The 14,063-nt window shown below is 28.0% G+C and carries 16 protein-coding genes and 4 tRNA genes; 14 read left to right on the top strand and 6 right to left on the bottom strand.

The features are described from left to right. The 6 genes from CC87_RS04820 to CC87_RS04845 all read left to right on the top strand — a co-directional run. Window positions 1-447: EF-Tu C-terminal domain-related protein (locus CC87_RS04820; protein ID WP_038054987.1), on the top strand; the 447-nt coding region annotated here is incomplete at its 5' end. A gap of 14 nt (window positions 448-461) precedes the next feature. Beyond that, on the top strand, window positions 462-632 hold the full coding sequence (rpmG, locus tag CC87_RS04825) for a 50S ribosomal protein L33 (protein ID WP_038056746.1): 171 nt from the start codon (window positions 462-464) through the stop codon (window positions 630-632). A 5-nt stretch (window positions 633-637) separates the two neighbouring features. Further along, window positions 638-714 (top strand) — tRNA-Trp (locus CC87_RS04830). 130 nt (window positions 715-844) lie between these two features. After that, on the top strand, window positions 845-1,597 hold the full coding sequence (locus tag CC87_RS04835; RefSeq protein WP_038056748.1) for an ATP-binding protein: 753 nt from the start codon (window positions 845-847) through the stop codon (window positions 1,595-1,597). A gap of 15 nt (window positions 1,598-1,612) precedes the next feature. Beyond that, window positions 1,613-2,398, top strand: coding sequence for a GTP cyclohydrolase FolE2 (gene folE2, locus CC87_RS04840; RefSeq protein ID WP_038056751.1), 786 nt, complete (start codon window positions 1,613-1,615; stop codon window positions 2,396-2,398). Next, window positions 2,388-3,323, top strand: coding sequence for a biotin--[acetyl-CoA-carboxylase] ligase (locus CC87_RS04845; RefSeq protein WP_038056753.1), 936 nt, complete (start codon window positions 2,388-2,390; stop codon window positions 3,321-3,323). Before folE2 ends, CC87_RS04845 begins: the two co-directional genes overlap by 11 nt. 5 nt (window positions 3,324-3,328) lie before the next feature. Here the strand turns inward: CC87_RS04845 and rmuC are convergent, their stop codons facing one another. Then, window positions 3,329-4,114 (bottom strand): DNA recombination protein RmuC, encoded by a 786-nt coding sequence (rmuC, locus tag CC87_RS04850; RefSeq protein ID WP_156955582.1) that lies wholly within the window; start codon window positions 4,112-4,114, stop codon window positions 3,329-3,331. Window positions 4,115-4,349: 235 nt separating this feature from the next. On the opposite strand from rmuC, the gene CC87_RS04855 reads away from it, so the two are divergent. The 4 genes from CC87_RS04855 (at window position 4,350) to CC87_RS04870 (ending at window position 5,304) form a co-directional block, all read left to right on the top strand. Then, window positions 4,350-4,424, top strand: a tRNA-Gln gene (locus CC87_RS04855). A gap of 16 nt (window positions 4,425-4,440) precedes the next feature. Further along, window positions 4,441-4,534 (top strand) — tRNA-Ser (locus CC87_RS04860). Window positions 4,535-4,546: 12 nt separating this feature from the next. After that, window positions 4,547-4,619, top strand: a tRNA-Thr gene (locus CC87_RS04865). A 325-nt stretch (window positions 4,620-4,944) separates the two neighbouring features. Further along, a complete protein-coding gene (locus tag CC87_RS04870) occupies window positions 4,945-5,304 on the top strand; it encodes a molybdenum cofactor biosynthesis protein MoaE (RefSeq protein ID WP_038056757.1) in 360 nt (119 codons plus the stop codon). Here CC87_RS04870 and CC87_RS04875 read toward each other — a convergent pair. Continuing rightward, entirely contained in the window at window positions 5,276-5,869 is a 594-nt protein-coding gene (locus CC87_RS04875; protein WP_038056759.1) for an epoxyqueuosine reductase QueH, read from the bottom strand. The genes CC87_RS04870 and CC87_RS04875 overlap by 29 nt on opposite strands. Before the next feature lie 71 nt (window positions 5,870-5,940). Here CC87_RS04875 and CC87_RS04880 point away from each other — a divergent pair, with 71 nt between their 5' ends. Then, on the top strand, window positions 5,941-6,507 hold the full coding sequence (locus tag CC87_RS04880) for a CDP-alcohol phosphatidyltransferase family protein (protein WP_051920600.1): 567 nt from the start codon (window positions 5,941-5,943) through the stop codon (window positions 6,505-6,507). Here the strand turns inward: CC87_RS04880 and mtaB are convergent. Further along, a complete protein-coding gene (gene mtaB / locus CC87_RS04885; RefSeq protein WP_051920602.1) occupies window positions 6,459-7,820 on the bottom strand; it encodes a tRNA (N(6)-L-threonylcarbamoyladenosine(37)-C(2))-methylthiotransferase MtaB in 1,362 nt (453 codons plus the stop codon). The two genes, CC87_RS04880 and mtaB, sit on opposite strands and share 49 nt — an antisense overlap. Then, a complete protein-coding gene (locus CC87_RS04890; RefSeq protein WP_038056761.1) occupies window positions 7,817-8,611 on the bottom strand; it encodes an ATP-grasp domain-containing protein in 795 nt (264 codons plus the stop codon). Before CC87_RS04890 ends, mtaB begins: the two co-directional genes overlap by 4 nt. Window positions 8,612-8,753: 142 nt before the next feature. Between CC87_RS04890 and CC87_RS04895 the strand changes: the two genes are divergently transcribed. The 3 genes from CC87_RS04895 to CC87_RS04905 are packed head-to-tail and all read left to right on the top strand — an operon-like array spanning window position 8,754 to window position 12,277. Next, complete coding sequence (locus CC87_RS04895) at window positions 8,754-10,346, top strand: hypothetical protein (protein ID WP_038056763.1); 1,593 nt, start codon at window positions 8,754-8,756, stop codon at window positions 10,344-10,346. Window positions 10,347-10,391: 45 nt separating this feature from the next. Continuing rightward, window positions 10,392-10,616, top strand: coding sequence for a DUF2905 domain-containing protein (locus CC87_RS04900; RefSeq protein WP_038057048.1), 225 nt, complete (start codon window positions 10,392-10,394; stop codon window positions 10,614-10,616). A gap of 8 nt (window positions 10,617-10,624) precedes the next feature. After that, on the top strand, window positions 10,625-12,277 hold the full coding sequence (locus CC87_RS04905; RefSeq protein WP_038056764.1) for an ArnT family glycosyltransferase: 1,653 nt from the start codon (window positions 10,625-10,627) through the stop codon (window positions 12,275-12,277). A 2-nt stretch (window positions 12,278-12,279) separates the two neighbouring features. Here CC87_RS04905 and CC87_RS04910 read toward each other — a convergent pair whose 3' ends face one another. Next, the gene (locus CC87_RS04910) at window positions 12,280-13,029 is read right to left on the bottom strand and encodes a hypothetical protein (protein ID WP_038056766.1); all 750 of its coding nucleotides are present in this window, start codon (window positions 13,027-13,029) and stop codon (window positions 12,280-12,282) included. Next, a complete protein-coding gene (locus tag CC87_RS04915; RefSeq protein WP_038056767.1) occupies window positions 12,998-14,062 on the bottom strand; it encodes a glycosyltransferase family 4 protein in 1,065 nt (354 codons plus the stop codon). Before CC87_RS04915 ends, CC87_RS04910 begins: the two co-directional genes overlap by 32 nt. Between the last annotated feature and the right edge of the window lies 1 nt (window position 14,063).

Below are 14,063 nucleotides of genomic sequence, written 5' to 3' on the forward strand. Positions count from 1 at the left end.
GGTTTAAGGCCAACGATAAAGACAGTAGCAACGAGTATAGAGATGTTTAGGAAGATATTGGATGAGGCATTACCAGGTGACAATGTAGGGGTGTTATTAAGGGGAGTAGGGAAGGATGATGTAGAGAGGGGGCAGGTGCTTGCGAAGCCAGGGAGTATAAAGCCACATACGAAGTTTAAGGCAGAGGTATATGTATTGAAGAAGGAGGAGGGGGGTAGGCATACACCATTTTTTAATGGGTATAGGCCGCAGTTTTATTTTAGGACAACAGATGTAACAGGGGTGGTGAAGTTACCAGAGGGAGTAGAGATGGTGATGCCAGGGGATAATGTAGAGTTAGAGGTTGAGTTGATAAAGCCGGTGGCATTAGAGGAGGGATTGAGGTTTGCGATTAGAGAAGGTGGTAGAACAGTTGGAGCTGGTGTAGTTACAAAAATAATAGAATAAAGGGGCATACAGAGATGGCTAAAAAAGGAGAAGCAAGGATAATTATACATCTTCAGTGTACTGAATGTAAGAGGATTAATTACACTACTACTAAAAATAGACGTAATACTCCTGATAGATTAGAATTAAGAAAATATTGTCCCTGGGATAGAAAACATACTATACATAAAGAAGTTAAAAAATAGGAGGTAGGCCAGTAGCTCAACTTGGCAGAGCGTCGGACTCCAAATCCGAAGGTTGGGGGTTCAAGTCCCTCCTGGCCTGCCATTTAAATCAAAAAGTTTCATAAATCATCTCATTTTTAAATATCAAAGCTCAATTTTATCAAAAGGTCTTTAAAAGTTATTTTAAAACTTTTTGTTGCTTTTTTTGTTAAAATTTGATATATTTTTTATTTATGAAAATTGCTTTTTGTGGTAAAGGTGGAGTTGGTAAAAGTATAATAGCAGGTTTCTTATCTTTAGCATTTTTAGAAAAGGGTTATACTGTATTAGCTATAGATGCTGATCCCAGTCCTCATTTAGCAAGGATCTTTGGCATCAAAGGAGAGGTTAAACCTTTAGCAGAGATGAAAGATCTTTTAATAGAAAGAGCACAAAAATCAGGAATTTATTATAATTTAAATCCTAAGGTAGAAGATCTTCCTGAAAAATTTATGCTAAAAAAAAATGATCTTAAGTTAATGGTTTTAGGTGCTATTAGAATTGCAGGAGGAGGTTGTGCCTGTGCAGAACAAACTGTCTTAAGAAAACTTCTTACCTATTTAATTTTATCATCCAAGGAGATAGTAATTGTGGATATGGAAGCAGGAGTAGAACACTTTGGTAGAGCTTCTATAGTTCCTATGGATGCAATTTTAGTAGTAACTACACCTTTTCAAGGAAGTATAGATACTTCAAAGCAAATTTTAAAATTGGCAAAGGATTTAAAATTGGAAAATGTTTGGATTATAGGGAATCAAATTCAGGATGAAGAAGATCAGAAATTAATTAAAAAAGAATTTAAAGAAAAAATTATAGGATGGGTTTATGAAGATTTGGAACTTAAAAAGCTGGAAAAAAGAGGAGAAGATTTTTGGAATTATAAAGGTAAAACTTTTGAAGATGTAAAAAAAATAAGAGATAAGCTTTTGAAGCTTAAAATTTGTTAATTTAGAGAAGATTTAATGAAACTTATAGACATTCAGAACACTTCTCCTGAAGAAAAAATTCCTTTAGATAAAGTAGGAATAAAAGGGTTTAAATATCCTGTTACAGTATTAGATAAAGAAAAGGGGTTTCAGCATACCATTGCAGAAATTAATCTTTATGTTGATTTACCTGCTAAATTTAAAGGCACTCATATGAGCCGATTTATAGAAGTGATTAATGAATTTAAGGGAGAAATACACATTAAAAATATTGAGAAAATCTTAAAAAAAATAAGACAAAAATTATCTGCTAAATCAGCACATTTAGAGATGTATTTCCCATATTTTTTGGAAAAAAAAGCACCTGTTAGTGGTGTTTCTTCTCTTATGGAATATCAGGCTTTTATGATGGCTTCTTTTTCTTCAAGAAAAAAAGATTTGATTATAGGAGTTAAAGTTCCTGTAATGACCCTTTGCCCTTGTTCCAAAGCTATAAGTAAATATTCTGCTCATAATCAAAGGGGAATAGTAACCATAAAAGTGAGATTCAAAAAGTTTATCTGGTTAGAGGAGCTTATAGAAATTGCGGAGTTATCTGCTTCAAGCCCGGTTTATCCTCTTTTAAAAAGACCTGATGAAAAATATGTTACAGAATATTCCTATAATAATCCAAAGTTTGTGGAAGATGTGGTAAGAGGAGTAGCTAAAAAATTGTCAGAACATCCTGAAGTTATTTGGTTTGCAGTAGAGGCTGAAAATTTTGAGTCTATCCATGCTCATAATGCCTATGCTTACATAGAAAAAACAAAACATGAAAAATAAGAAATTTATTATTAAGATACTGGAAAAAGCTTCAGAGCCTGTTTCTGGAGAGAGTATTGCTAAAAAACTTGGTATTTCAAGAACTGCTGTATGGAAAAATGTTCAAGCCTTGAAAAAAGAGGGCTATCAAATAGAAACCACTCACAAAGGTTATAGACTTATAAATTCACCAAATTTTATTGATGAAGAAATATTAAAGAAGCTTCCTTATAAAATTTATTATTTTAAAAAAATTTCTTCTACTATGAATGTGGCAAAGGAATTAGGAGAAAGAGGCGAAGAGGCTTTGGTTATTGCTGAAATTCAAACATCAGGTAGAGGAAGACTTGGGAGAGTTTGGATTTCTCCTGAAGGTGGGATATGGATGAGCCTGGTTATAAAACCATCTTTTTCTTTGAAAGAAGCGTTTCTTCTTACTTATATAGCAAGTTTGGCAATTGGTTTAGCTATTAAAGAAACTACAGGCTTGAAAATAAAATTGAAATGGCCTAATGATGTACTTTATCAAAAAGAGAACGAAGAGAAAAAATTGGCTGGGGTTCTTCTTGAAATAAAAGCAGAAGTAGATCAACTTAAATATGCTGTTATAGGAATTGGTATAAATGTAAACAATGAAATAAATTCTTTTGAACCTTTTGCTGTATCATTAAAAGAGATTTTAAAAAAAGAAATAAAAAGAGAGGACTTAATTATAGAAATTGTGCGAAAAATTCAAAAATATTTAAAAATGTCTTCTGAGAAGATTATCTCAGACTGGAAAAAATTAAGTTCAACCTTAGGTAAAGCAGTAAAAATTATTCAGCCTCAAAGAGAAATAAGAGGTTTGGCTTTTGATCTTGCTGAAGATGGAGCTTTACTTTTAAAAACAAAGGAAGGAAAAATAGAAAAAATTTATTCTGGCGATTGTATTCATTTAAGATACTAATTAATTCAGTTTTTCAAATTTTTAAGCTTTTCAAGTTCTTTTTTAAGAGAATGAATTATTTCTTTATTTTTTTGATTGAAATTTTCAAAAGCTTTAATTTCTTTTAAAATTTGATTTAAATTTTTTTCCAACTCAAAAAGACTTGTTTCTAAAAAGCTCAAATATTTACTTATCATATTTTCATTATAATTAACAGTAAATTTTTCAAAAAAGAACCATATAAACATCAAAACAGGAAGTAATAATTGATAAGGAACAAGAATTATATTTATTTTTTCAAGTTCTTCCATTAAACGCATTCTTAAAAAATTATATACACCATCAGGAACAGTCATAATAGCAAAACCTACAGATTTTTCATCTTTTAGATATAAGGTAATCTCTTGGGCTCTTTTTCTTATTCTTTTAATAATTTCTTTTTCTAAATAATTTGAATTTTCTTGATTTTTTAGAAGTTCAGGAGCTATAAATTTAGAATCAATAGGAAGATATTTTTCATTTTTGAGTTTTAAAGCGAATTCTACTACGCCGTTATTAAGTTTTAGATTTTTAACTAACAAATTAGGAGGTAATAGAGCCAAAATTTCTTCTAAACATTTTTCTCCACTTATACCAGATTTTCTACTTATAAAAATAGCATTTAAAGCATTAATTTCTTCATTTATTTTTTGCAACAGATGTTCTGTAAGGTGAAGGGTTTTAAGTTCTGTACGGATTTCTTGGAGATCTTGAAGACGTTCTTTTATAGAAAACAAAGGATTTTGTATATTTTGGAAATATTGATTTAGCATATTAGAATTTTCTTCAACTTTGGAATGTAGATAAGAATAGCGGCTATATAGAAAAAGGAATAATAAAAAAAGAAGTACAAAAATTAATATTTCTAATATAAGCACAAATTTATTATAAAGTTTCTCTTTATTTTTTCAAATTTTTGTAAAGATATTAAATTCGTTTTTTAGAGGGAGCAAATTAACTTTACAAAAATTTAAATTGTGTTATATTTTACAATTGAATTAGTATAATTCCGGGGTCGTCTAATTGGCAGGACATGGGACTTTGGCTCCCAGAATCCTGGTTCGAATCCAGGCCCCGGAACCATAATCTTTAAATAAAAGGAGGAGTGGCCGAGTGGTCGAAGGCGCTCGCCTGCTAAGCGAGTGTGCGGGCTAAAACCCGCACCGCGGGTTCGAATCCCGCCTCCTCCGCCATTTTTTAAATACGCCGGCGTAGCTCAATTGGCAGAGCATGGGATTTGTAATCCCAGGGTTAGGGGTTCAAGTCCCCTCGCCGGCTCTTTAATTTAAGAAATAATCAGGGTTTTCAGAAATTTATCCCAATCGATTTCAATCGATTTCAGAGGATTTTTGGGTGCATTTTGCAGGCAATTTTCAGGCAGAGTTCTCAGTAAATAATTTCTACTTTTCCCAGAGTATAATTTAACTTTAATATAGTCACGTCTTGAATGTTTTTAAAACATGTTTAAACTTGAATTAAAAAAACCTTAAAAAAGAGGTAAAAGATGCAAACAATTGCTCAAATTAGCATTTCAAAAGAAGAGCTAATTAATCTTATAGGAATGATCGTGGAAGGATTTCTATAAAGAGAAATATAAAGAACTATGGTTGTGAAAACTTATAAAGACTATATGGAAAAAAAAGAGAAGTTTATAAGAGATTTAAAGGGAAAATTTGGATGTATATTAGAATTTCATGGTTTTGTAAGAGAATATGATCTTAAAAATGGAAAAGAAGTACCCTCCCGTGGTTTAAATATAGATAAAAAAATCTTAGAAAAATTAAAAGATATAAAAAAAGAAGCTAAAAAAAAGTTTGATCTGGTTGAGATTCTTATCTATCATAATATAGGGTTTTTAAAAATAGGAGAAAGAATTGCTTCCATAAGTGTTTTTGCAAAACATAGAGAAGAGGCTTTTTCAGCCCTTGCTTTTATTATTGATGAAATAAAAAAGTATCATTAGCCTTAAGTTGTCTAAGTAGTTCTTTTTTGCGTTTTTTATAATATCTTTCTTCTTCACTGAAAATACATCCACAATATCCCTGACGATAAATACCAAGTGCTATAGCTTCTTTCTGTCCCTCCTTATAGCCTTTTCTGAAATCATCATAATACAAAGGAACTTTATATTTATAGCTCAAATCTTCTGCTATAGCTTTTATCAATTCATGATCTTGATGAACGCTATAAAGAAGAGTTGAAGTAAAAGCTTCAGCTTTTATTTCTAAAGCTTTCTTAACTGTAGCTTTAAGACGCATTATATAACATCTTTCACATCTCTTACCAGGTTTATCCCAAAGCATAAAGGTTTCCTTTACAAATTTCCTTAGACCATATTCTTTATCCCAGATAATTTCAAAATTTTTAATTTTTTGAACTTCCTCCAAAGCTCTTATTCTTTGACGAAACTCTTTATAAGGATGGATGTTAGGGTTATAAAAATAACCTACAAAAGGTAGATTTTTTTCTCTAAAATATTTAACAAAATAAAGACTACAAGGTCCACAACAAATATGTAAAAGAATCATTTTTGATACCTCTCATTAAAGCTTAATAAAAATTCTTTAAAAATCAAGGATAGGCATTATAATAATTTTTTATGGAAATTAGACCAAAAGATATTTTTAAAATGCCCAATCTTTTAAGTTTGTATAGACTTATATTGGCTTTTATTTTTCCGGTTCTTTGGCTAAAAAAGGTTTCTGTAAATATTCTGGTTATTTTACTTACAACAGCTATTTTAAGTGATGCTTTTGATGGAATTTTTTCCAGAATTTTTAACCAGGAAACAACCTTAGGCAAACTTCTTGATCCTATAGCTGATAAAACTTTTATTAATATGCTTTATGCTTTATTTTATTTAGAAAATTATATCTCTTTTAAACTTTTTTTTATAATTATTTTTAGAGATATTGCTATACTTAGTGGAGCTATTTATCTATTACATAAAAATTATACTAATATTAAACCTACTATTCTTGGAAAAATTTCTACTGCTTTTCAATTATTGTTTTTGCTTGTATTTTTTATAGATTTTTTTATATATCCTTTGAATTCCTTTGTTATCGTTTGCTTTGAAAATATGGTGATATTTTTTACTTTAGCTTCCTTTTTACACTATTCTTTAGTTTTTTGGGGTATACTCAAAACTTCACCTATTAAATGATCACCTTTTTTATTTTTAAATATAGCTTTGACAATTTTACCCTTTAGATCTGGATCAGGGAGTTCAATTGTTAAAAAAACAGGAATATAATTTTCTGAAATTCCTTTCCATTTTTGTTCATCAAATTTTTCCAAAACAACTTTTCTTGTTTGACCAATTTCTTTTTCTAAGAATTTTTCTCTTTTTTGAGCAATTAAATCTTTTAGGATTTGGCATCTTTTTTTAATGGTTTCAAAAGGGACTTTATTTTTAAATTTTTCTGCTTTGGTTCCAGGGCGTGGAGAAAAAGGAAAAATATGAAGCCAATTTAAAGGAGAATTTTTTACCACTTCGTAAGTGGAACAGAAATCGGTATCATCTTCTCCAGGGAACCCAACTATTACATCAGCTCCAAAAGTAGCATGTGGGAAAATTTTATAAAGTTTCTCCAATATTTCTATATATTGTTCTTTGCTGTAATGCCGATTCATTAATTTTAAAATCTTATTTGATCCACTTTGAAGAGGTATATGAAAATGTGGAGCTAAAAATTTACTTCTTTTGGCAAATTCCAAAAAATCTTCATCTATCTCATTTACTTCTAAAGAAGAGAGCCTTAGAATAAATTCCTTTCCATAGGATAGCAGAAATTCTTCTATTTTCCAAAGCAAATCTGTAAGTTTTTGAGGAGGATCTAAATCCTTTCCCCATTTACCCAAATGAATTCCTGTAAGAACTATTTCTTCATATCCTTGATTGATAAAAACTTTTATTTGATTTAAAACTAATTCTGCAGAAGCACTTCTTGGAGCACCTCTGCTATAAGGAACTATACAATAAGAACAAAAATTATCACAACCATCCTGAACCTTTACAAAAGCTCTGGAATGACCAAAAAATTTATGTAAAATTATAGGTTCGCATTCACTTAGTTTGGATAAATGTTCAACCATAATTAAGGGGTATTCTATATCTGACTTATTTAAAAGTTCTTTTAAAATTTGAGAAATTTCAAATTTTTCTTTTTGCCCTAAGATAATGAGATTAGGAATGCACTGTTTTTTAGCCCAATCTAAAATTTCTTGAGGGAATCTTTGAGCATAACAACCTGTTAAAATAATAAGCTCTGGATTTTTTTTAGCCCATCTTTTAATAATTTTTCTACACTCTGCTTCAGCTTTAGCTGTAACAATGCAGCTATTTAAAATAAAAATCTGAGCCTCTTTCTCTGAAGAAGGAATAAAGTTTTCATTTTTAAGACACTCTATTATAAAAGAACTTTCTACTTGATTTACTTTGCATCCTAAGGTTTTCACAAAAAATTTTTTTATCATAAAACTTTATTTAAGAAATTTTTAATAGCTTTTTTTAAATAATACTCATATCTTTTTTCTCCTAAAGCTCTTCTTCCGAAAACAAAATTAAATTCATTAACAACAGGTTTATTATTCTTAAAAAGATAATCTATAGCAACCAAATTGAAGTTGGTTTTAGCAATTACTTTTAAAGTTAATTCATATACTTTTCTTTTCAAACCTCTTTTTGGAGGAGAGATAATTTTACCTTCTTGAACCAGATTTTTTTTAAAACCCCCTTCTCTAAAGAAGATCAATATTTTTTCTCCAATTACTATAGCTCTGGCATCAAATTCTGTAGGAATATATTCCTGTAAAAGAAAACCGTATCGTCCCATTCTTTCCCAACTTTTAATCAATTTAAATTTATCTTTTAATTCTTCTAAATTATTAACTAAATAAACCTCAGAACCTTCGTTTCCCCAATTACCTTTTAAAACTAAAGGAAAAGAGACTTTTAATGGTCGTTTATAGGGATTTTCTTCTATTCCACAAAGTCTTGGTATAATAATAGTTTCAGGATGAGGAAGTTTTAAGTTCTTTAATAACAAAATCTGACCTATTTTCCCAGGGTATAAAAATCTATAGGTATATTCTGGAAAAATAGGGATGTTTAAATTTTTACAAAAAAAGTAAATTTCAGAAGAAATGGTAGGAGGAAATATAATAGCTTTTGCTTTAAATAAAATATCAAAAAGTTTGGTGTTTAATGCTTCAAATTGGAAAAGATTAACCTCTCCTTTAAAAGTAGGAAGAAAAGATATAATCATGAATTTTTATTTTAATCCTGTTTTTTAAATTTTCATTCTTTTTCCCAGATTTTTCTGTCCCTATTACTACTTTGAATCCTAAGAAGATTATGTTAAGATAAGATTGTCAAAAATTTTTTGGAAGATTATTAAAATATAGAAAATGAAAAGATCATACATTTTTTTAATATTATTATTAGGTATATTCTTAAGACTTTGGGCTTTTTTTCATAATTATGGAATAAATCCTGATGCAACTCTTTATCTTTATCAAACTTGGGCTTTAGCTAAGGGTAATTTCTCTCTTTTAAAAATATGCGCCATTTCTTCAAGAATTAAAGAGATTAATCTTTTTTCTGTAAGTATTGTTCCATTTTTTTATATTTTTAAAAATTTGGAGATAGCTGGTAAATGTGTTTCTTTTATTGCAAGCAGTTTATCATTGTGTTTTTTATACTTTATATTAAAAAGATATTTCAAAGGTTTAGTTCTTTATTTAACCTTACTTATTTATGCAATTCATCCAATTTTAATTAAAGAAAGCTCTGAAATTTTGAGAGAATCTCTTTTTTCTTTTTATTTTCTTATAGGTCTTTGGAGCTTTTTAAAGGGATTAGAAGTTTCAAATAAATGGAAAGGCTTTTATTTAATGTTTTCCAGTATAACCTGGATACTTTCTGCTTGGATAAGAATTGAAGGATTATTTTTTGTTATATTTTCTGGAATTTACTTATTTGGAAAACTTCTCTTTACCTCAGATAAAAAAGAAGCTTTAAAAAATCTTTTCTGGTTTTTAATTTTACCTTTAATAGGTTTTATTTTAGGATTAATTTATTTATCTTATTTTAAAGGTTTTATTATAACAGAATGGCTAAGCAAAGCAAAAATAACTAATCCTTTCACGCAACCTTATAGAAAAGTGTTAAAGACTTTTGAATATAAAAACATTCCGGCTCCAAGTCCATATTTCTGGGACATGGTAAGACAAAATCTCTGGCTTATTGCTCTTGGAACTACTTTGTTTTATAAATTTATCCCTGCTCTTTATGCTCCTAATTTAATTTTCCTTCTTGCAGGTTTTAAAAATTTGAAAAACAATTTAAAAAAACATCAGTTTCTTTTTTATTTTTTGTCATTTTCAATTTTTTATATAATTATTCTCTGGTTTTTTGCTTTTACTCATTGGTATATGGAGAAACGTTATATGCTCCCTTTAATTTATCTTTTGAGTCCTTTTTTGGGGTTAGGTATTGAAAATTTGATTAACTGGTTTAAAGAAAAATTTTCTAATTTGTCATATCAAAAAATCGTAACAATTGTATGTTTATATATTGTTATTTTTTCTTTACCTAAATCCATGGCATCTATAAGAAAAAGGAAATTAGGTATTAAGAAAATTGGAGTTGAAATAGCTAAATATCTGCCAAAAAACATTGAAAATGTATGTGAAACAACCAGGTGTGAGAGTTTAATTTTTACTTCTAAATGTGAAATAATATTTTTTGCTGGTAATGCCAAAGGTTTTATGATGTGTCCCAAGTTTATAAATTCAAAATTTTATTACTGGCTCTCTCAAAGACCTGAAAAATTTATTAAATATATAAAAAATAAAAATTACAAATTTGTAGTCCTTGAAGAGAGATATTTAAAAAGAAATCTGAATATAGTAAAAGAAAAGCTAATAAAAGAGGGATATAAGTTTTTAAAAGAAGAGAAAATAATTTCAGGGAAATTGGTCCTTTTAGGGAAAATTTAATATTTGAACTTGCAATTTTTTCAAAAATTTTTAAATTTTAAATTTATGAATGATTTATCAAATTTCGGTAAATTTTTGGTTCTTATAGGATTTGTAATAATAGCCTTAGGGCTTTTACTTACCTTTTTACCCAAGATTCCTTATTTAGGAAAACTTCCCGGAGATATTTATATAAAAAAAGGAAATTTTACTTTTTATTTTCCTTTAGCTACTTCTATTTTGCTGAGCATTCTTTTAACTATAATTCTAAATCTTCTTTTAAGGAAATAGCCTTCTAAATGTATTCAAAAACTCAAACAATTTTAGTAATAGCTTTTTTAGTAGTTTTTGCTCTTTTTTTATATCTTCCATATATAAATGTAAAAGAATTTGAAGGAGAAGAGGGCAGGCGTGTTCTTATAGCTTTACAAATGCTTGAAAATAAAAAGTTTTTAATACCTCAATTTTTGGGAAAACCTTATTTTACCAAACCTCCTTTGTTCAACTGGATTTTAGCCTTTTTCTTTTATCTTACTAAAAATTTCTCAGAATTTATGGCAAGAGCTGTTTCATCTTTGATGGCTTTAGGAGCTTCCATTTTTATTACTTATATATGGAAAAAAACTCTGGAAACCTCTAAAATTAAAACTTCTTTTTGGCTTCTTTTAATACCTGCTTTAATATTTTTGACTACACCTGAGGTGATAGACAAAGCTATCAGAGCAGAAATAGACATGACTTATACCTTTATTATAACCTTAGCCTTGTTTTTATGGTTTTATTTTTCTGAAATAAAAAATAAAAAAACACTTGCTTTTATAACAAGTGGCTTTTTTCTTGGGTTAGGAATTCTTACCAAAACTTTTCAAGCTCTAACTTTCTTTTATTTGGCTATTATTCCCTATCTCTTTATTAAAAAAAGATATAAAGAACTTTTTAGTCTGTCTCATTTTTTAGGTATTTCTACCTATTGTTTTGTTTTTTTGGTTTGGGCTATACCTGTTAATTTTAAAGTTGGGTTAATTCCTTTTATTAAAGCCTGGTTAGCAGAATATCATACTGCTGCTTCTACTGTAGAAGTTTCATTAATGCAACATCTAAAAAGTTTTACGCTTTCAGCTTTATTAGGTTATTCTCCCTGGATTTTTTTTCTCATACTTTATAAAAATAAAGATTTCAGAAAAAAATTTTTAAACACTCATCCTGTTTTGAAAGATTTAGCCCTTTTTTCAATTTGTCTGTTTGCTTTTTCTTATTTATTTTATCTTATCTTTCCGGGTTCAAGACTTAGATATATACTTCCTTCTGTAGGTGGATTTGTTTTTCTTGTTGCTATATCAAATTTGTATTTTTTTGTATATCCTTCTAAGTTCTGGCAAGTCAGTTTCTGGAAATACCTTAGTTATTTTTTAGCAGGTATTTTACTTATAAGTAGTTTAGCTTTTTTTATCTATATAAAGTTTCATTTTCACCAATTATCTCTATTTTTATATTTTAACCTTTTATTATTAATCTTACTTTGTTTTTACTTTTTAATCAGAACCAAAAATAAAAAATCCTTCAATTTTGTTTTTTTATTTTTTGTTTTAATAGTTTTTTTTGTAAAACAGATTTATGTTTCTTTTTATTATCCCTATCATAAGCAAAGATTTAACTATTATAGAAAAGCAGCTGCTAAAATAGCCCAAATTTTAGAAAAAGATATTTATAAAAATAAGGTTCTTTATCTTTGCCATAGTATTCCTCATCATTTGATTTATTATTTAAAATATAAAATTAAGGCTATTAATGATGTAAAAATTTTAGCAAATTGTCAAAAATTACCTGTTAATCAATGGGTTTTGATTCCTCAAAAATATCTATCAGATTTTTATTTAAATTCTAAGGATTACCAAACCAATTATTTAAAGATAAGAAAAAAAGACTATTTTCTGGTGAAACAAATAAAATAGCTTTATTTTTGATAGGTCTTTAATCTTTTTTGATATCTATTTTCTACAAATTTTGTAAAAGTTAAAAAGTCTTTTTCATTTAAAGGATATAAATTTTTATATAGATCAAAAATTTGACTTTTTTCAGATTTATTTTCAAGGACCCATTCTAAAGACATTGCAAGGGTGGATAAATCTTTAAGTCTTAATTTTTTGGAAAGACTTTTAGGATAAAATTTAATTCCATCTAAGTCAAAAATTTTTATTTCGTTTTTTTCATACCAAAAATTGTTAAGTTTGGTATCCCTAAGAAAAACTCCTTTTTCATGAAGTTTAAATAAAAATTCTATCAATTTATTTAAAAATTTTTCATATTTTTCTTGTTTTTTAAATTCTAAAATCTTTTTTTTGTTAATAAATCCAGTTTTTATAAAAGGATAAATTATTCCACCATAGAAAGATTTTCTTTTTATATAAGCTTTTAAAGGAGAGAGATAAAATAAAGCCAAGGGTTTTATAAATGAAATATCCAAAGTTTCCAATTTTTCAATTATATTTAAGGTTTTTTTTAAACGATTACCAGTTAAAGGTTTAGCAAAGTATAACTTTACAAAAAATAGAGGTTCTTTTTTAACAAAATCTATTAAAATCAGATTTAAATTACTTTTTCCTTTTTTAATTATTTTAGGAAACAAAATTTTATCAGATAAACCTATATTTTTAAAAATTTTAATTTTATATTCAGGAAAGAAGGTTGATAAGGCATTTAACATAGTTATCCCAGGTCAGGTGTTTTATAGTTTCATAACATATATATGGATCAAAAGTAGTTTCTATAGCTTTTAAAATTTTATTTCTCAAATCTTCCTTTTCAAGATCGGTAATATAACCATTTATTCCTTCTTTGATAAATTCTTTAGTTCCATCATAAATAGAAGTAATAACAGGGGTTCCTGAGGCAAGAGCTTCTAAAGTAACCATAGCTCCTGGATCATAAAGAGTTGGAAGAACTACTAAATCAGAAAGGGCGTAAAAATTTTCTATCTGCTTAATTTTTCCTAAATAAATAATCCTTTTTGTAGATTTACCTTCTATTCCTGCAATAAGAAGCTTTACATGTGTAGGAAGTTCATTTATCAATTTAAGAAGTAAAGGCAAGCCTTTTCTTTTAGGATCATACCCTACAAAAAGTATTAAATAATCTTTTTGAGAAAAGCCGAATTTATCTCTCAAAGTTTTTTTAAAATCTTTTAATTTTGGATTAAATCTTTTAAAATCTATTCCTCTATGGCAAATAAAAGTTTTGTAATAAGCTTGAGTATAGTATTTAGAAACAAGCTCTTTTCCCATTTCAAAAAGAACCACAATTTTTTTTGCACTTTCAATAGATTTTTTTTCAATGTTCAGTAAAAATCTATATCTTGGACGAAAAAAATTTAATTTTCTAAAAATCGGAGATTTATATTTCTGTTCTATCCAGAATCTTTGCAAGGGATCGCAAAGTATTAAAATATCGGCTTCAGGGAATCTGAAGGGGCTGATAAGATAATCATAATTAAGAGATTTTAAGGTTTTTTTAGCTTTTTTTAAAAATAGCCAGTATTTTAAAACACTTCCTCTTGCTTTAAGTTTTACAGGATAAAAAGAAAGGTTAGTTAAAATATTTTTGGGAAAATTAATTTCAGTAGCTACAAGCCCTACTTCATAGCCATATTCTAAGAATTTAGTTGCAAGTGTAGCTGCATGGGTTTCAGCTCCACCAAGACCGAATCCAATTTTTGGACGAATAAGAATGATTTTTTTCAAT

This window comes from Thermodesulfobacterium hydrogeniphilum, assembly GCF_000746255.1.
In the GTDB taxonomy this organism is placed as follows: domain Bacteria; phylum Desulfobacterota; class Thermodesulfobacteria; order Thermodesulfobacteriales; family Thermodesulfobacteriaceae; genus Thermodesulfobacterium; species Thermodesulfobacterium hydrogeniphilum.